This window comes from Streptomyces araujoniae (genome assembly GCF_050871195.1).
In the GTDB taxonomy this organism is placed as follows: Bacteria; Actinomycetota; Actinomycetes; order Streptomycetales; family Streptomycetaceae; genus Streptomyces; species Streptomyces bacillaris.
Genome location: NZ_CP194070.1, coordinates 4,012,544 through 4,028,929 on the forward strand (window position 1 = coordinate 4,012,544; position 16,386 = coordinate 4,028,929).

12 protein-coding genes and 3 tRNA genes are annotated in these 16,386 nt (G+C 73.6%); 11 read left to right on the forward strand and 4 right to left on the reverse strand.

Features of this window, described 5'->3' with window-relative positions; translation table 11 throughout:
* The first annotated feature begins 27 nt into the window (after window positions 1-27).
* Window positions 28-112, forward strand: a tRNA-Ser gene (locus ACQ9ZG_RS17030).
* An 85-nt stretch (window positions 113-197) separates the two neighbouring features.
* On the opposite strand, the gene ACQ9ZG_RS17035 is transcribed toward ACQ9ZG_RS17030, so the two are convergent.
* Window positions 198-623 (reverse strand): Imm10 family immunity protein, encoded by a 426-nt coding sequence (locus tag ACQ9ZG_RS17035; RefSeq protein ID WP_109914215.1) that lies wholly within the window; start codon window positions 621-623, stop codon window positions 198-200.
* A 274-nt stretch (window positions 624-897) separates the two neighbouring features.
* Window positions 898-1,776: a bifunctional DNA primase/polymerase gene (locus tag ACQ9ZG_RS17040; RefSeq protein ID WP_084993712.1), complete on the reverse strand. Its 879-nt coding sequence runs from the start codon at window positions 1,774-1,776 to the stop codon at window positions 898-900.
* Between the two features lie 397 nt (window positions 1,777-2,173).
* Here ACQ9ZG_RS17040 and ACQ9ZG_RS17045 point away from each other — a divergent pair, with 397 nt between their 5' ends.
* The 8 genes from ACQ9ZG_RS17045 to ACQ9ZG_RS17080 all read left to right on the forward strand — a co-directional run bounded on the left by ACQ9ZG_RS17045 (window position 2,174) and on the right by ACQ9ZG_RS17080 (window position 10,353).
* A complete protein-coding gene (locus ACQ9ZG_RS17045; RefSeq protein ID WP_084993710.1) occupies window positions 2,174-2,488 on the forward strand; it encodes a hypothetical protein in 315 nt (104 codons plus the stop codon).
* A 229-nt stretch (window positions 2,489-2,717) separates the two neighbouring features.
* Window positions 2,718-3,893 (forward strand): acyl-CoA dehydrogenase family protein, encoded by a 1,176-nt coding sequence (locus ACQ9ZG_RS17050; RefSeq protein ID WP_109914766.1) that lies wholly within the window; start codon window positions 2,718-2,720, stop codon window positions 3,891-3,893.
* Between the two features lie 32 nt (window positions 3,894-3,925).
* Complete coding sequence (locus ACQ9ZG_RS17055) at window positions 3,926-5,002, forward strand: bifunctional MaoC family dehydratase N-terminal/OB-fold nucleic acid binding domain-containing protein (RefSeq protein WP_109914763.1); 1,077 nt, start codon at window positions 3,926-3,928, stop codon at window positions 5,000-5,002.
* A 1-nt stretch (window position 5,003) separates the two neighbouring features.
* Window positions 5,004-6,050, forward strand: coding sequence for an acyl-CoA dehydrogenase family protein (locus tag ACQ9ZG_RS17060; RefSeq protein WP_109914762.1), 1,047 nt, complete (start codon window positions 5,004-5,006; stop codon window positions 6,048-6,050).
* A 59-nt stretch (window positions 6,051-6,109) separates the two neighbouring features.
* Window positions 6,110-6,631, forward strand: coding sequence for a MaoC family dehydratase (locus tag ACQ9ZG_RS17065; protein WP_181398136.1), 522 nt, complete (start codon window positions 6,110-6,112; stop codon window positions 6,629-6,631).
* Window positions 6,628-7,794, forward strand: a complete 1,167-nt coding sequence (locus ACQ9ZG_RS17070; RefSeq protein ID WP_084993701.1) for a lipid-transfer protein — start codon at window positions 6,628-6,630, stop codon at window positions 7,792-7,794. Before ACQ9ZG_RS17065 ends, ACQ9ZG_RS17070 begins: the two co-directional genes overlap by 4 nt.
* A gap of 169 nt (window positions 7,795-7,963) precedes the next feature.
* Window positions 7,964-8,530 carry a SigE family RNA polymerase sigma factor gene (locus ACQ9ZG_RS17075; protein WP_018489921.1) on the forward strand — a complete coding sequence of 189 codons (567 nt, stop codon included), beginning with the start codon at window positions 7,964-7,966 and terminating at the stop codon, window positions 8,528-8,530.
* 170 nt (window positions 8,531-8,700) lie between these two features.
* Window positions 8,701-10,353: a long-chain fatty acid--CoA ligase gene (locus ACQ9ZG_RS17080; protein ID WP_028415743.1), complete on the forward strand. Its 1,653-nt coding sequence runs from the start codon at window positions 8,701-8,703 to the stop codon at window positions 10,351-10,353.
* A 132-nt stretch (window positions 10,354-10,485) separates the two neighbouring features.
* Here the strand turns inward: ACQ9ZG_RS17080 and ACQ9ZG_RS17085 are convergent, their stop codons facing one another.
* Both ACQ9ZG_RS17085 and ACQ9ZG_RS17090 read right to left on the reverse strand, forming a co-directional pair.
* Window positions 10,486-14,811 carry a PAS domain-containing protein gene (locus ACQ9ZG_RS17085; RefSeq protein WP_499280772.1) on the reverse strand — a complete coding sequence of 1,442 codons (4,326 nt, stop codon included), beginning with the start codon at window positions 14,809-14,811 and terminating at the stop codon, window positions 10,486-10,488.
* A 269-nt stretch (window positions 14,812-15,080) separates the two neighbouring features.
* Entirely contained in the window at window positions 15,081-15,650 is a 570-nt protein-coding gene (locus tag ACQ9ZG_RS17090; RefSeq protein ID WP_028415741.1) for an SSI family serine proteinase inhibitor, read from the reverse strand.
* A gap of 264 nt (window positions 15,651-15,914) precedes the next feature.
* On the opposite strand from ACQ9ZG_RS17090, the gene ACQ9ZG_RS17095 reads away from it, so the two are divergent.
* Window positions 15,915-16,005: transfer RNA gene (locus ACQ9ZG_RS17095), tRNA-Ser, on the forward strand.
* Window positions 16,006-16,220: 215 nt separating this feature from the next.
* Window positions 16,221-16,293: transfer RNA gene (locus tag ACQ9ZG_RS17100), tRNA-Arg, on the forward strand.
* Window positions 16,294-16,386 lie beyond the last annotated feature (93 nt).

The window sequence follows — 16,386 nt, forward strand, 5'->3', positions numbered from 1 at the left end:
CGCCACGGCCCGGGGCGACGGACGCGGGGTGGGTTGCCCGAGCGGCCTAAGGGAACGGTCTTGAAAACCGTCGTGGCGCGAGTCACCGTGGGTTCAAATCCCACACCCACCGCAGCAGGAACAGTGCGAACGGCCCCCGACCGGAATCCCTGGTCGGGGGCCGTTCGCGTGTCCGCCGGAGACTCCCTGGAGGTCCTTCACCACGGGCCCTGGAGGTTCTTCACCACAGGGCGGGCGTCCGGGCGGCCGAAGGCGAGGACCTCGGCGAGGACCGTGCGCATGCGGGCGACGTCGGCCGGCGGTGCGGCGAGTGTGATCTCGATCAGGGGGTCGGAGAGCCCCAGGGCGCCGAGGGACGCGGGGTCCAGGGTGACGCGGAGGATGTCTCCGTCGAGCTCCACCTCGCGTACGCACCCGTAGGCGGTGTTCTGGTCGGGGGTGACCAGGCAGTGGGTGTCGAAGCCGAGAGCGATCTCCTGCTCGTCGGGTTCGGCGAAGTCGCACATGAACATCAGGGAGAAGGCTCCCTCGTCGTCCGACTCGGCCAGCCCGGCCAGCACGCAGTCGTCCTGTTCCGGATCGTCGAGTCCGCACACCGAGCGCGCGGTGAATCTGTGGGTCATGGGTGGGTTCTATCAGGGCGGGACGGGGGCCGGAGCGGGCGGGACCGGGGCGGACCGCGACCGGGCAGGCGGGCGGAATCGGGCTCGTAGCGGGCGGGACCGGGCCCGGAGCGGGCGGGGTCGGAGCGGCGTCGAGCCCGGGGCGGGGGCGGGACCAGGGCGGGGGCAGACCGGGGCGGGCCGGGGCGGGCGGTGTCCTGGCGGGGCCGAGCCCTGCCGCAGCCTCCCGTCGCCACCGACACCCCCCACTGCCCCGCCCCCGCTGCACCGCCCCCTACCTCCGTCCCCGGGTCAGCCGTTCCGCCGAGGCGATCGCCGCGCGGGCCTCCTGTTCGGTGAGGCCCGTGCGGATCGCGGCGGCGGTGAGGGCGTCGGCCAGGGCGTCGCCGAAGCCGTGTTCGTAGGCCCGGCAGGCGGCCCAGAACAGCCGGGTGTTGCGCTGGCCCTCGTGGGCCGCCAGGACGAAGTGGATCAGGCCCTCGCCCCGGCGGCCCGGGGGCGTCTCGCCGGCGAGCGGGCCCGTCGGGCGTCTCGGCGGGGTGAGGAGGCGGAGCAGGGCGCGGGGGCAGGGCGCCGGGGTGAGGCGGGCGGTGCCGGGGGCCAGGCGGTAGCGGCCGTGGGTGGTGACCGAGCCGGGGCCGACCAGGTAGCCGCCGCTGCCGCGGATGTCGATGCCGGGGGCGAGGCGTCCGGCAGAGTTGGGGACCGTGGTGTCGGCGGGGCCGGTGAGCCAGAGGTGGCGGCCGCCGCTCGGGGTGAGCACCGTGACCGTCGGCGGGATGGTGAACAGGTGCTGGAGCGCCAGTTGCCGGAGGGCGCCCACCGAGTCGTTGCCGTGTGACGTGTCGATGTCCAGGTCGATGCCGATGAGCCGGTGCGGGGCGCGGCCGCAGGCGATGCCGTAGCCCGTGGCCCGGGGCGCGGCGGCGAAGAGGGCGCGGACGGCGGCGGGGTCCGTGGTGGCGTCGTGCACCCCGTGGCCGGGCAGCCCGCAGGCGCCCCGGCAGTGGACCGGCGGCTGCTCGCCGTGGTGGGGGGAGCGCAGCGCGGGGAGCTTGGTGGCGGACAGGGGGAAGACGGGGAGCCCGCGCCCGGCGGCGGCGAGGGCGTGGGCGAGGGCCAGGGTGGCGGCCTGCCGGTCGATGGTGGCCATGGATCCAGTTTCGTACAAACGTTCGAGTTAGGGAAGTGGGGGTGGTCGGGACGCCAGGCGGGGGGCGTGGTGGGGGAACCTTTCTGCCCTTGCCGGGGGCGGCTGGAGCGCGGGCGTCGCGGGGGCCGGCGCTTCTCCGTGCCGCGGGAGGTTTACCGCCTCCTCCTCATACGTGCGAGGGAATCAGGTGGTCCACCGCGGTTCGCCGGGGGTGCGCTGGGCAACTCTGGTCTCGCGACGTCGTGACCAGCACCGGGACGGTCGGCCAACCGCCCGGGAAACAGCCGCATATGGCGTGCTCCGAGCACGTGAAGTGCGTCAAGTGCCCGCAGCGCATCGGTTGTCCGAAGCGCACGCACCCTATGAAGCCGGGCTTCCGGTTCCTGGAGGAACTCCTATGGCAAGCATCCGTACCGCTCGTGTTCTCGCCGCAGTGGCCGCGCTGCCCCTGACCGCCGCACTCTGCGGCGGTGTGGCCCTCGCGGACAACGGCTCCTTCGCGAACGACGGATCGAACGCGGCCGTGGCGACCGTCGGCGGCAGCGGCGTCGGCGGTGCCAACACCGGCAACTCCTCGACGACCCAGCAGCAGGCCGTAGGGCCCGGCGCCTCGAACCAGAACACCTCGGCCCAGGTGAGCGGCTCGGCCCTCACCGCCATCGACCAGTCGGACCACAGCGTCGCCGTGAACTTCACCCCCTTCTTCTGGTGATCGTTCTCCGGTGACGAACCACTGACCCCGAGGGTGGCTCCTCCTCGGTGATCAGGTGTCCGGGACCTTCCGGGGGGTGGGTCCCGGACACCGAACGACAGCCCGTACGACGGCACTTCGGTGCCCCGTACGGGCTGTCGCCGTTGCTCCCGGCCTTGACGTCCGACCTGAATCTGACGGATAGTCAGAAAGTGTTCGACCGTCGTGATCCTTGCCCTGGGAGGCCTCCGTGCACCTCGCCCCGACGGAGCGCCAGCAGCGACTGCGTACCGAACTGCGCGCCTACTTCGCCTCCGTACTGCCCGCGGCGGGAGGCTGGCGCGACGACCCGGGCGAACAGCGGCGGCTGCTCCGGCGGATCGGGTCCGACGGCATGCTCGGCCTCGGCTGGCCCGTGGCGTACGGCGGTCAGGGGCGAGGCCCCGACGAGCAGTTCGTCTTCTTCGACGAGGCGTACCGGGCCGGTGCCCCCGTCTCCATGGTCACCCTCAACACCGTCGGTCCGACCCTGATGAAGTACGGCACCGAGGAGCAGAAGGCGTACTTCCTCCCCCGCATCCTCAGCGGCGACCTCGTCTTCGCCATCGGCTACAGCGAACCCGAAGCCGGTACGGACCTGGCGGCCCTGCGCACCCGTGCCGTACGGGACGGCGACGAATGGGTGGTCCATGGCCAGAAGATCTTCACCAGCAACGCCCAGCAGGCCGAATGGATCTGGCTCGCCTGCCGTACGGACCCGGGCGCCCCCAAGCACCGCGGCATCTCGATCATCCTCGTGCCGACCGACGGCCCCGGGTTCTCCTGGACGCCCATCGAGACCGTGGGCGGGCTGACCACGACCGCCACGTACTACGACGGCGTACGCGTACCCGTCTCGCATCTGGTCGGCGACGAGAACCGGGGGTGGGGGCTCATCACCAACCAGCTCAACCACGAACGCGTCGCCCTCGCCGCCATCGGCATGCAGGCCGAGGACTTCTACGAGGAGGCCCTCGCCCACGCCCGTACCCCCGACCCCGCCACCGGGCGCCGCCGGATCGACGAGCCGTGGGCTCGCGCCCGGCTCGCGGAGGCGTACGCCCGGCTCGCGGCGACCCGGCTCCTCAACTGGCGGCTCGTCGGGGCGGTGGGAGCCGGTGCACTGGCCCCCGGCGAGGCGAGCGGCGTGAAGTTCGCTGGGACCGAGAGCGCGGTGGAGGTCTACCGGATGTGCCAGGAGGTGGTGGGGGACGCCGGGCTGCTGCGGGGAGGGTCGGCCGGCTGCTTCGGAGCGGGTGGCGTGCCCGGGGAGCTGGAGCGGATGAACCGGGCCGCGCAGATCAACACCTTCGGCGGCGGCGTCGGCGAAGTGCAGCGCGAGATCGTCGCCACCATGCGGCTCGGGATGACCCGGGGCAAGCGGTGAACCCGGGGCAAGCGGTGAACCCGGGGCAAGCGATGAAGCCGGGGCAAGCGGTGAACCCGGGCGCCCAGGACGCGCGGGCCGATGCCCCGGATCCTCTGTACGAGCGGCTCGCCGCCTACGCCGGCCGCCCCGCCGCCACCGCCGCCTCCGGCAAGGACCCCGTCAACGCGCCCATGATCCGCCACTGGTGCGAGGCGATGGGCGACACCTCGCCCGCCTACCGGGGTCCCGACGCCGTCGCCCCGCCCACCATGCTCCAGGCCTGGACGATGCGCGGTCTCGCCCCGGACCCGGGTGCACCCGAGGACCTGGAAGCCTCTGGAGCCCCCGAGGACCTGGAGGCCCCGGGGGGCGACGGTGGTACCGGCCGCTCACCCGCGTACGACGGACTCCTCCGCCTCCTCGACGGCGCCGGATACACCTCCGTCGTCGCCACCGACTGCGAGCAGGAGTATCTGCGCCCGCTCCGCCCCGGCGACCTGATCAGCTACGACTCCGTGATCGAGTCCGTCTCCCCGCGCAAGACCACCAAGCTCGGCACCGGCTACTTCGTCACCACCCGCATGGACGTCCGCGCCGAGGGCGAACCAGCAGGGACGCACCGCTTCCGCATCCTCAAGTACCGGCCCGTCGAGCGCTCCACCGAGGGCTCCACCGAGCGCTCCACCGAGCGCCCCACCGGGCGGAAGGCACCCCTCCGCCCCCGCCCCGTCATCAACCGCGACAACGCCGGGTTCTGGTCCGGGGTCGCCGGACACCGCCTCCTCATCCAGCGCTGCACGCGGTGCGCCACCCTCCGCTTCCCCTGGCTCCCCGGCTGCAACGCCTGCGCGGGCCAGGAGTGGGACACGGTCGAGGCGAGCGGTGAGGGCACGGTCTTCAGCCATGTCGTGATGCACCACCCGTCCTTCCCCGCCTGCGACCCGTCGGGCGAGGGCGGCCCGTACGCCGTCGCGCTGGTCGAACTCGTCGAAGGGGTAAGGATCGTCGCGAACGTGGTGGGTGTGCCGTACGACAAGGTCCGCGTCGGCCTGCCCGTACGGCTGGAGTTCCTCCGTACGGACCCCGATCTGGAGCTCCCGGTCTTCCGGGCGGGCGAGGGCGGCTGAGATGGACTTCACCCCGGGCGAGGACCAGGCCGCCGCACAGGGACTGGCCGCGCGGATCCTCGGTGACCTGTCGACGCACGAGCGGCTGGTGGCCGCCGGGACGGGGACGGACGCGGGGCTGTGGAAGAAGCTGTGCACCGCCGGGCTGCCCGGCGCGGTGGCGGACATCGGGCTCCTCGGCCTGGTCCTGCTCCTGGAGGAACAGGGCCGGACCACCGCCCAGGTCCCGCTGGCGGCGACCTGTGCGTACGGGATCCTCCCGGTCGCCGAGCACGGAACGGCGGAGCAGCGCGAGCGGCTGCTGCCCGCCCTGTGCGACGGTACGGCGGTGGCGACGGGCGCGTTGCCGGTGCGCGGTGAAGTGACCCTGGTGGACGGGGCGTTGTACGGGGCCGTGCCCTGGGTGCCGTGGCTGCGGGACGCCACCCAGGTGCTGGTCGCGGACGCGGAGCGGGGGATGTGGATCGTCGACACCCGGGCGCCGGGGCTGAGCGTGGTGCCCGTGGAGACGACCGCGCCCTGGTCGGCGGGGCGGCTCGGCCTCGACGGCGTACGGGGAGAATCCCTCGGTACGGGCCCGGGGGCCTGCTCCTCCGTCCTCGCCGCGAGCCGGATCGCCTTCGCCGGGCTCCAGGCGGGCGTCTGCGCGGGCTCCCTCACCCGGACCGTCCACCACACCACCACCCGCGAGCAGTTCGGCCGCCCGCTCTCCACCAACCAGGGCGTCCTGCTCCGCGCCGCCGACGCCCATATGGACACCGAGGCGATCCGGGTCACGGCGTACGAGGCCGCCTGGCGGTACGACGGACGACTGGACCACCGGGCACAGGCGCTGACGGTTGCCTGGTGGGCCTCGGAGGCGGGCCGGCGGGTCGTGCACACGGGCCAGCATCTGCACGGCGGCACCGGCGCGGACCTCGACCACCCGGTCCACCGGCACTTCCTCTGGGGCCGCCAGCTCTCCGCGTACCTCGGCTGCGGCGGTGAAGTGCTGGAGGAACTGGGCCTGTTGCTGGCGGAGGACGGCAGTCAGGAGGACTCGTCGTGAAAGACGCGGAGGGCGCGGAGGGCGCGGAGGGCGCGGAAGGCGTCAAGGGCGCGGAGTACATGGAGGACGTGGAGGGCCCGTGCCGCGTCGGGGACACCCTGCCGCCCCTGGAGATCCCCGTCACCCGCACGCTCATCGTCGCGGGCGCCATCGCATCGCGCGACTACCAGGACGTGCACCACGACCCCGAACTGGCCCGGGAGAAGGGCTCACCGGACATCTTCATGAACATCCTCACCACCAACGGGCTGGTCGGCCGCTACATCACCGACCACTTCGGGCCCACCGCCGTCCTCCGCAAGGTCGCGATCCGGCTCGGTGCCCCCAACTACCCGGGGGACGTGCTCCGGTTGACCGGCCGCATCACCACCGTGGACAGCGCAGACAGCACCCCTTTGGACAGCGCAAACCGCACTCCTATAGAGGGCGAAAACCACACCCTTGTAGAAGTCGCCGTAGCGGGCGACAACCGTAGGGGCCGACACGTCACCGGCAAGGTCACCGTCACCCTCCCCCACGCGCCCTGTCAGCCCGACCAGCCCCACCAGCCCCGCAGGTCCCACGATGCGAGGCCCCTATGAGCATCCGCAGGCCCGACACGCTCGGCGGAAAGGCTGCCATCGTCGGTATCGGGGCCACCGAGTTCTCCAAGGACTCCGGCCGCAGCGAACTGAAGCTCGCCGTCGAGGCCGTCGGTGCCGCCCTCGACGACGCGGGACTCACCCCCGCCGACGTCGACGGCCTCGTCACCTTCACCATGGACACCAGCCCCGAGATCACCGTCGCCCAGGCGGCCGGCATCGGGGAGCTGTCGTTCTTCTCCCGCGTCCACTACGGAGGCGGCGCGGCCTGCGCCACCGTCCAGCAGGCCGCCCTCGCGGTGGCGAGCGGGGTGGCCGAGGTCGTCGTCTGCTACCGGGCGTTCAACGAGCGCTCCGGCCGCCGCTTCGGCTCCGGCGTCCAGAGGCGCGAGCCCACCGCCGAGGGCGCGGCGCTCGGCTGGAACCTGCCGTCCGGCCTGCTCACCCCCGCCTCCTGGGTGGCGATGGCGGCCCAGCGGTATCTGCACACGTACGGCCTCGGGCCGGAGGTCTTCGGGCAGGTGGCCGTGGTCGACCGCCGGCACGCGGCCCGGAACCCGGCGGCGTACTTCTACGGGAAGCCGATCACCCTCGCCGACCACGCCGCCTCGCGCTGGATCGTGGAGCCGCTGCGGCTGCTCGACTGCTGCCAGGAGACCGACGGCGGCCAGGCCCTCGTCGTGACGAGCGTGGAGCGCGCCCGTGATCTGCCCCGGCCGCCCGCCGTCGTCGTGGCGGCGGCGCAGGGGGCGGGCCGGTCGCAGGAGCAGATGACGAGCTTCTACCGGGACGGGCTGACCGGGCTGCCGGAGACGGCGGTGGTCGCCCGGCAGCTCTGGCGCAGTTCGGGGCTGTCGGCGGCCGACATCGACGTGGGTATCCTCTACGACCACTTCACGCCGTTCGTCCTGATGCAGCTGGAAGAGTTCGGTTTCTGCGGCCCGGGGGAGGGCGGGGCGTTCGTCGCGGCGGACACGCTGCCCCTGAACACCCATGGGGGGCAGCTGGGTGAGGCGTACCTCCATGGGATGAACGGCATCGCGGAGGCCGTCCGGCAGCTCCGCTCCACGTCGGTGAACCAGGTGCCGGGGGCGGCGAGGGCGCTGGTCACGGCCGGTACGGGGGTGCCGACGTCCGGGCTGATCCTCGGGGCCGACGGCTGAACCGTCCGCGCGGGGACCCCGAGGCGGGCCGGGGGGACCCTTAAGGCCGGACGGTGTCCCGTCCACCTTCAGGAGGTGGAGGGCGGACCACCCCTACAACCTGAGGCGGACGGCGCTTCGCGACCTGGGGGCGATCCCCCGGGCGGGCCCCGCTCCTAGCGTTGAGTACATGACCACGCCAGTCTGCACGGGCGCCTCCAGGGCGGCTTCCGCCACCGCCGCCGGCCACCACGCGTACACGCCGTACGCGTCGTTCTCCTCGTACGTCCGGGCGCGGGGCCCGGTCCTGCTGCGCACCGCGCGCTCGCTCACCGCGAACCCGTGCGACGCGGAGGACCTGCTGCAGACCGCGCTCGCCAAGACGTACGTCGCCTGGGAGCGGATCGAGGACCACCGGGCGCTCGACGGCTATGTCCGCCGTGCCCTGCTGAACACCCGGACCTCGCAGTGGCGCAAGCGCAAGGTCGACGAGTTCGCCTGCGAGGAACTGCCGGAGCAGGGCGGCACCCCGGCGCCCGACCCGGCCGAGCAGCAGTCGCTGCACGACGCGATGTGGCGCGCGGTGCTCAAGCTCCCGGACCGCCAGCGCGCGATGGTCGTGCTGCGGTACTACGAGGACCTCAGCGAAGCCCAGACGGCCGAGGTGCTGGGTGTGTCGGTCGGTACGGTGAAGAGCGCCGTCTCCCGCGCCCTCGGCAAGCTCCGCGAGGACCCGGAGCTGACCCCGGTGCGCTGAGGCGGCCGGGCCCCTCCTGAACGCTCCCCGGTTCGTCGGGGCGCGCCCCCGGCCAGGGTCGGGGCACGCCCATGGCCAGGAATTTCTCCCGCGAGTAGTGACATACCGCGTGGTATGTGCGCAGAATCAGGCCAACCCTACTGCCGCGTAGCGCCCACCGGGAGGACGCCGTGCTGAGCACCATGCAGGACGTACCGCTGACTGTCACCCGCATCCTGCACCACGGGATGACCATCCATGGGAAGTCACAGGTCACGACCTGGACCGGCGAAGCAGAGCCGCACCGCCGTACCTTCGCCGAGATCGGCACCCGCGCCACCCAGCTGGCCAACGCGCTCCGCGACGAGCTGGGCGTCGACGGCGACCAGCGTGTCGCGACCCTCATGTGGAACAACGCCGTCCACGTCGAGGCGTACCTCGCGATCCCCTCCATGGGCGCCGTGCTCCACACCCTCAACCTCCGGCTGCCGCCCGAGCAGCTCGCCTGGATCGTCAACCACGCGGACGACAAGGTGGTCATCGCGGACGGCACCCTGCTGCCGCTCCTCGTACCGCTCCTGCCCCACCTGCCGAGCATCGAGCACGTGGTCGTCTCCGGCCCCGGTGACCGCTCGGCGCTCGACGGTGTGGCGCCGCGCGTGCACGACTACGAGGAGCTGATCGCGGGCCGCCCGACCACGTACGACTGGCCGGAGCTGGACGAGCGCCAGGCCGCCGCCATGTGTTACACCTCCGGCACCACCGGGGACCCCAAGGGCGTCGTCTACTCCCACCGCTCGATCTACCTGCACTCCATGCAGGTCAACATGTCGGAGTCGATGGGGCTGACCGACAAGGACACCACGCTCGTCGTGGTCCCCCAGTTCCATGTGAACGCCTGGGGACTTCCGCACGCCACGTTCATGAGCGGCGTCAACATGCTGATGCCGGACCGCTTCCTCCAGCCCGCCCCGCTCGCCGAGATGATCGAGCGCGAGCGCCCCTCCCACGCCGCCGCCGTCCCCACCATCTGGCAGGGCCTCCTCGCCGAGGTCACCGCCCATCCGCGCGATCTCTCCTCGATGGCCAACGTGACCATCGGCGGCGCGGCCTGCCCGCCCTCGCTGATGGAGGCGTACGACAAGATCGGCGTCCGGCTCTGCCACGCCTGGGGCATGACCGAGACCTCGCCGCTCGGCACGATGGCCCACCCGCCCGCCGGACTGAGCGCCGAGGAGGAGTGGCCGTACCGCATCACCCAGGGCCGCTTCCCGGCCGGTGTGGAGGCCCGGCTGGTCGGCCCGGCGGGCGAGCACCTGCCGTGGGACGGGGAGTCGGCCGGTGAGCTGGAGGTACGCGGCCCCTGGATCGCCGCCGCGTACTACGGCGGGTCCGACGGCGAGCACCTGCGGCCCGAGGACAAGTTCAGCGAGGACGGCTGGCTGAAGACCGGCGACGTCGGCGTGATCAGCACCGATGGCTACCTCACCCTCACCGACCGGGCCAAGGACGTCATCAAGTCCGGCGGAGAGTGGATCTCCAGCGTTGAGCTGGAGAACGCCCTGATGGCCCACCCGGATGTCGCGGAGGCCGCCGTCGTCGCCGTCCCGGACGAGAAGTGGGGCGAGCGGCCGCTCGCGACCGTCGTCCTCAAGGAGGGCGCCGCCGACGTCGACTACGAGGCGCTGAAGGCGTTCCTCGCCGATTCGGGCATCGCCAAGTGGCAGCTGCCGGAGCGGTGGTCGGTGATCCCGGCGGTGCCGAAGACGAGCGTCGGCAAGTTCGACAAGAAGGTGATCCGGAAGCAGTACGCGGACGGGGAGCTGGACGTCACGCAGCTCTGACCCTTCCGCTCGCCTGTTTCACGTGAAACAGGCCGGGCCGGACAGGATCGGGCCGAACAAGAGCGGGGGCGGGGGCGGGGGCGGTACGGGAACTCCGTACCGCCCCCGCCCCGTTCTCCGCGTTCTCCGCCGTCAGTTGGTCCCTATCTTCGCCAGCAGGTCGACGATCCGGGACTGCACCTCGTCGCTCGTGGAGCGCTCCGCCAGGAACAGGACGGTCTCCCCGGACGCCAGTCGCGGCAGCTCCGAGGGGTCCATCTCGGCCGAGGTGTAGACGACCAGCGGGGTGCGGTTCAGCTGCCCGTTGGCGCGCAGCCAGTCGATGATCCCCGCGCGCCGACGGCGTACCTGCATGAGGTCCATGACCACCAGGTTCGGCCGCATGCGCCCCGCCAGATCGACGGCCTCGCTGTCGGTCGCCGCACGGGCGACCTGCATCTGGCGCCGCTCCAGCGTCTGTTCCAGCGCTGCCGCGATCTCCGCCTGCTCCTCGATCAGGAGGACGCGCGGCGGGTGCTGCTCGCTGTCGCGCGGGGCCAGCGCCTTGAGGAGGACGGCCGGGTCGGCCCCGTACGCGGCCTCCCGGGACGCCTGCCCGAGACCGGCCGTCACCAGCACCGGAACCTCGGCGGCGACGGCCGCCTGGCGCAGCGACTGCAGGGCCTTGCGCGTGATGGGCCCGGTCAGCGGGTCGACGAAGAGCGCGGCGGGGAACGCGGCGATCTGGGCGTCGACCTCCTCACGGGAGTTGACGATCACCGGGCGGTAGCCGCGGTCGCTGAGCGCCTGCTGGGTCGGTACGTCGGGGGCGGGCCAGACGAGCAGCCGGCGCGGGTTGTCCAGCGGCTCGGGGGGCAGCTCGTCGTCCAGGGGCTGGGGCTGCGGCCGGTTGGCGACCTCGACCGCTCCCCCGGGCCCGTCCAGCGGCTCCGGACCCTCGGCGCCCTCGTCGGGCGCCCCTATGGCGTACGCGCGCCCCTCGGAGACCGGGGGCGCCAGCAACTGGCCGGAGCCGGGGACCGCCGCCTGGGCCGCCTGGGCCTCTTGAGGGGCGGGTGCGGGCTGCTGGCCGGGCCCGCCCTGAGCGGCGGCACCGGGGTCCGGGGCCGGGGCGGTCGGCTGGGCCGAGGAGCGCTCGCCCTCCGGCGGGGCGGCGAGCTTGCGACGTCGGCCGGCACCCCCGAGGCTCGGTTGCGACGCGGCGGGCTGGGCGGGCTGGTTCGGCTGGGGGGCGGACTGGCCCTGCTGGGGGAGGTGCTGGGCGAAGGGCACGCCCTGGCCCAGCGTCCGCACGCTGAACGCCCGTCCCTGGGTGGAGTCCGGGTTGATGCCCGGCGCCGGCTCCTCGGCGGGCAGCGGCTGCCGCCGCGCGTCCGGCACCGGGGCGCCCGCTCCCGCGTCGGCCGGGTGCGGAGCGGGGCCGGCGGCCGCGGTTCCGGTGGTGTGGGTGGTCTGCCCGTTGCCGCCCCAGGACCGGTCGTCCGCGGCGGGGCGGGAGCCGTGCGGCGCCGCCCCGGGAACCGGAGCCGGAGCCTGCGGCACGCCGGCCCCCCAGGACTGCTGGTCGTCGCGGGCGGCAGCAGGAGCCGGGCCCGGAGCGGGCGCGGGTACGGGCGTCGCGTCGGCCGTACCGGCCTGCGGTACGCCGTCGACGGGCCGGTCGGCGTGGTGGGGCGCGTGCGGGGCCACGGGGTGGGCCTGCGGAGGCGTGTGACCGGCCTCGGGCGCGGTGCGCTCGTGGTGGCTGTCGTCGCCGGGCGGCGGTACGGGGGCGGTGCCCGGCGCCTGTACGGGTACGGGGGCAGGGCCCTGGGCCGCCGGCGCCCGGTCCGCCTCGGCGGGCGGCAGGGCGAAGGCGGTACGCGGACCGGCCTCGGCGGCGGTGCGCTCCTGGGCGGCGGCCAGCGCCCGGCGGGCCCGACGCCCACCGGGCTGTTGGGCCTGGACCTGTGCCTGGGCGTGCGCGTCGGCCGGGGACGGGTTCGGACCCCCCTGGACGCCCTGGGCCCCCGGGGCCTGCTCCTGGCCCTGGCCCGTGCCCACCCCCGTACCGCCGCTGCCGGCCGCGAGGGCGGGAAGCGCCGGGAGGTGGTCCCCGTCCTCATGCCGCGCCCGTCGCCCGGCGGGCGGTACCGGCTGCTGCGGGTCGGCCGGAACGCCCTGCGGCGGCACGGTCTGGCCGCGCTGGGGACGCCCGGCGCCCTGGGCGCCCTCGGCCGCGGTGACGACGGACCCCTCAGAGGGCGCGGAGGAGGTCAGGGCGAGGGCCTGCCGCTGGGGCTGCGGAGCCTGGGCATGGGCCTGCTGAAGCGCGGCAGCCCCCCGCTCACCCTCCCCGGCTCCGCCCGCGACCGGCCCGCCCGGAGCCGCCCCGATGGCCAGTGGACCACCGCCGCTACCGCCGCGATCACCACCGGCGGGACCGCTCCCCGCCGAATCGTTCTCCACCGCTCCGGCGCCCACCGCTCCGGCCTCCGCCGGGCTGGGCCGGCCGCGCCGACGCCCCGATCCCTCGCCCTGCTGGGCCGGGACCGGCTCGGGAGCCGCCTGCTCCTCCGGGGCGGCGGGCCCACGACGGGCCCGGCGCCGCCCGGTCGGCTCGGCGACGGGACCGTCGGCGGGGCTCTCCGCCGCCGGGGCCTCGGCCTCGGGTGCGCCGGGGGCGTCTAGGAACGCGTCGGTCGACGACCGGCGGGCCCGCCGCCGCCCGCCGCTGGTGACGCCCGGCGCCCCGACGGCCTCGGCCGGGGGGACCGGGGACGGATCGGCCGGTACGTCCACCGGCGCCTCCGGGGGCGCGATGGTGCCCCCACCGGCGCCGATCGGGATGTCGAGCACGTACGCGCTGCCGCTCATCCCCGGCATCTCGTGGGTCTGCAGCACCCCGCCGTGCGCCTGGACGATGCCGCGGACGATCGGCTGGTGCACCGGGTCACCCCCGGCGAAGGGCCCGCGGACCTCGATCCGTACGACATCGCCGCGCTGGGCGGCGGCCACGACCACGGTGGAGTCGACGTAACCGCCCCCGGGGACGGCCCGGGTCTTGCCGGTCGAATCGACACCGCAGACGTCCGCGACGAGGTGGGCGAGGGCGGTGGCGAGCTGACGCGCGTCGACCTCGGCCTCGATCGGCGGGGCGTGCACGGCGAACTGGGCGCGCCCGGGTCCGATCAGCTCGACCGCCCCGTCGATCCCGCCCGTCACGATCCCGTCGACCAGCGCGGGGGCCTTGTGCAGCCCCTCCACACCCGCGTCGAGGCGCTGGTAGCCCAGGACGTTGTCGACGAGGGTGGTCATCCGGGCGTATCCGGCGGCGAGGTGGTGCAGGATCTGGTTGGCCTCGGGCCACAGCTGCCCGGCCGGGTCGGCGGCGAGCGTGGACAGCTCCCCGCGCAGCTCCTCCAGGGGCCCGCGCAGCGAACCGCCGAGGACGGCCGTGAGCTGGGCGTGCTGGGCGCCTAGGGAGGCGAGCCGCTCGGCCTGCTCCTCCAGCTCGGCGGCGTACCGCTCGCTCCGGTCGGCCAGCTCGGCCGTGTGGGCCTCCTCGAGCGCCTTCAGCTCGGCCGCGTGGGCCTCCTTGAGGGCGGTGACCTCGTCGGAGTGGCTCCTGGTCAGCTCGGCGACGACGTTCTTGTGCTGGGCGGACAGCTCCTCGTACGGGCGGCGGTCGGTGAACGTCATCACCGCGCCGACGAGCTGGTCCCCGTCCCGTACCGGCGCGGTCGTCAGATCCACCGGCACCTGGGCACCGCTCTTGGACCAGAGCACCTGACCGCGCACGCGGTGCTTGCGCCCGGACTTGAGGGTGTCGGCGAGCGGCGACTCCTCGTACGGGAACGGCTCGCCCTCCGCCCGCGAGTGCAGGATCAGCGGGTGCAGCTCCTGGCCGCCGAGGTCGCTGGCCCGGAAGCCGAGGATCTGGGCGGCGGCGGGGTTGACGAGGACGACGCGCCCGTCCGTGTCGGTGCCGACGACGCCTTCGGACGCGGCGCGCAGGATCATCTCGGTCTGGCGCTGCGAACGGGCCAGCTCGGCCTCGGTGTCGACGGTGCCGGAGAGATCCCGTACGACGATCATGAGCAGCTCGTCGCCGGTGTAGCTGGAGTGGATGTCGTTGTACGCGGCCTGACCGCTGTCCAGGCCGGCGCTGGTGACCTCGACCGGGTACTCGTGCCGGTCGGTGCGGCGCGCGATCATGCGCGTCGGCTTGGTCCTGCCCTGCTCGTCCGCAGCGTCGGGCCGGCGCATCGATCCCGGGATCAGCCTGGAGTCGAACTCCGGCAGCAGGTCGAGCAGTCCGCGACCGACGAGCGCGGTGCCCGGGGTCTCGAACATTTCGAGGGCGATGGCGTTGGCGTTGACGACCGTGCCGTTGCAATTGACGAGCAGAAGCCCGTCCGGAAGGGCATCGAGTATGGCTGCGAGGCGAGCAGTGCCTCGGGACGGCCTGCTGCTCACGACGACGCTTCCTCCCTGATTACCGCACCTTGCCGACAACCGGCCCCATCTTGCCCCTCGGGTCCCGGACTGTCACTGGAGGAGTCTAAGGCCAGGGGAGTGCCCGGGGGCGGTGGATGAGGGGCAGCTCTCACCAAGGTTCTGTGTACGCCGTGTACGCCACCGGCCCCCGACGCGGGCGTCCGCGCACCCGGTGACGTGCGCGGACGCGGTGCGGGGCCGGTGTCCTTCCGGGGCCCGCCGAGGGCTCACCCGGTCCGGCCGGAGCCCTACCGCAGGTCGGGAAGGACCGGCACGAGGTTGTTCCAGCGGGCGATCTCGCAGCCGTCGCCCCGGGTCACGGTGGTGTCCACGCGCCGGCCCTCCCAGGTCCCGACGATCCGGGCGGAGGCGTCGCCGCCGTAGATCATGGTGCACATGGTCCCCTCGGGCGCGGGCCGGAACAGGTCCTGCCCCGCCCGCGCACCCCCGACCTCCGCGAGCCGGTCACAGGCCCCCTGCCGCTCCGGGTGGGTCCCCCCGGTGGGCCCGCAGGTCAGCTCGAACGTCCCGTCCGCACCGGCCACCCCGGAGCGCTCCACGGTCACGGTGAGCCGGGTCCGCGCGGCGGGCTCGTCCACCGTGCCGCCCCCGCCGCTGCCTCCGCCCAGGAACGAGGGCAGCTGCGGCAGCGGCATGGGCAGCGGCCCGAGGGCGGGCTGGACGGCGGCGAGCGGCCCGGAGGTGGGCAGGGCGGAAGGCACCTGCCCGGAGGCGCCCGCGAGGGCGGAGGCGCCGGGAGCGGTGACGGACACCGCGGCGAGCGTGACGACGGCGGTGAGGGCGAGACGACGCAGCATGCGGGCTCCTGTATCTCGGCTAGCGCTGGTTCCCGCTAGCTCGGCAATCTCAGCGAGGGCGGCGGGCCACGCATGCGCCCCACCGGCGGAGGCCGAAGCCCCCCGCCTCTCTAACGCGCCTCCCGCCCGGACGTTGCGCCACCACGCCGAAGTGCTTTGCCCTGCCCCCCGCACGGCTAGTAACGTGAGCGGCGATTGGTGGCACGGCGTTCGACTGTGTCATCATCTGCACGCACCCACTCGCGTCCGCGCGAGGCGTGCGGAGGAGGCGTCGCCTAGTCCGGTCTATGGCGCCGCACTGCTAATGCGGTTTGGGTCTTAAAGCCCATCGAGGGTTCAAATCCCTCCGCCTCCGCTCCACCCCGAAGCCCCGTGCCCCCGGCACGGGGCTTCGGCCGTTCCCGCCCCCGGGACGCTGGCACGCCGTGGTCAAGGGGACGGCCGAGATCCACCCCGGAAGGGTGTTTTCGCAGTTCAGAGGTGGTGGAGGCAATGGATTTCGCGTCACGGCGCAGGTCATGTAATGTTGTTCCCGCAACGCCGACCAGGCAGAAAAGCCCGGAACGCCAAGCACTCGTAGCTTAACGGATAGAGCATCTGACTACGGATCAGAAGGTTGCAGGTTCGAATCCTGCCGAGTGCACAGGTAGTACCAGGTAAAGGCCCCCACCCTCCTCAGAGGGTGGGGGCCTTCCTCGTTTGATCTCACTTCTTCTCACGTCTCTGTTGATCTTGC

Coding starts and splice junctions, on each gene's coding strand:
- ACQ9ZG_RS17070 (WP_084993701.1), top strand. CDS start 6,628: ATGAGCATCCGCAGGCCCGACACGCTCGGCGGAAAGGCTGCCATCGTC.
- ACQ9ZG_RS17060 (WP_109914762.1), top strand. CDS start 5,004: ATGGACTTCACCCCGGGCGAGGACCAGGCCGCCGCACAGGGACTGGCC.
- ACQ9ZG_RS17040 (WP_084993712.1), bottom strand. CDS start 1,776: ATGGCCACCATCGACCGGCAGGCCGCCACCCTGGCCCTCGCCCACGCC.
- ACQ9ZG_RS17075 (WP_018489921.1), top strand. CDS start 7,964: ATGACCACGCCAGTCTGCACGGGCGCCTCCAGGGCGGCTTCCGCCACC.
- ACQ9ZG_RS17055 (WP_109914763.1), top strand. CDS start 3,926: ATGAAGCCGGGGCAAGCGGTGAACCCGGGCGCCCAGGACGCGCGGGCC.
- ACQ9ZG_RS17045 (WP_084993710.1), top strand. CDS start 2,174: ATGGCAAGCATCCGTACCGCTCGTGTTCTCGCCGCAGTGGCCGCGCTG.
- ACQ9ZG_RS17065 (WP_181398136.1), top strand. CDS start 6,110: ATGGAGGACGTGGAGGGCCCGTGCCGCGTCGGGGACACCCTGCCGCCC.
- ACQ9ZG_RS17035 (WP_109914215.1), bottom strand. CDS start 623: ATGACCCACAGATTCACCGCGCGCTCGGTGTGCGGACTCGACGATCCG.
- ACQ9ZG_RS17090 (WP_028415741.1), bottom strand. CDS start 15,650: ATGCTGCGTCGTCTCGCCCTCACCGCCGTCGTCACGCTCGCCGCGGTG.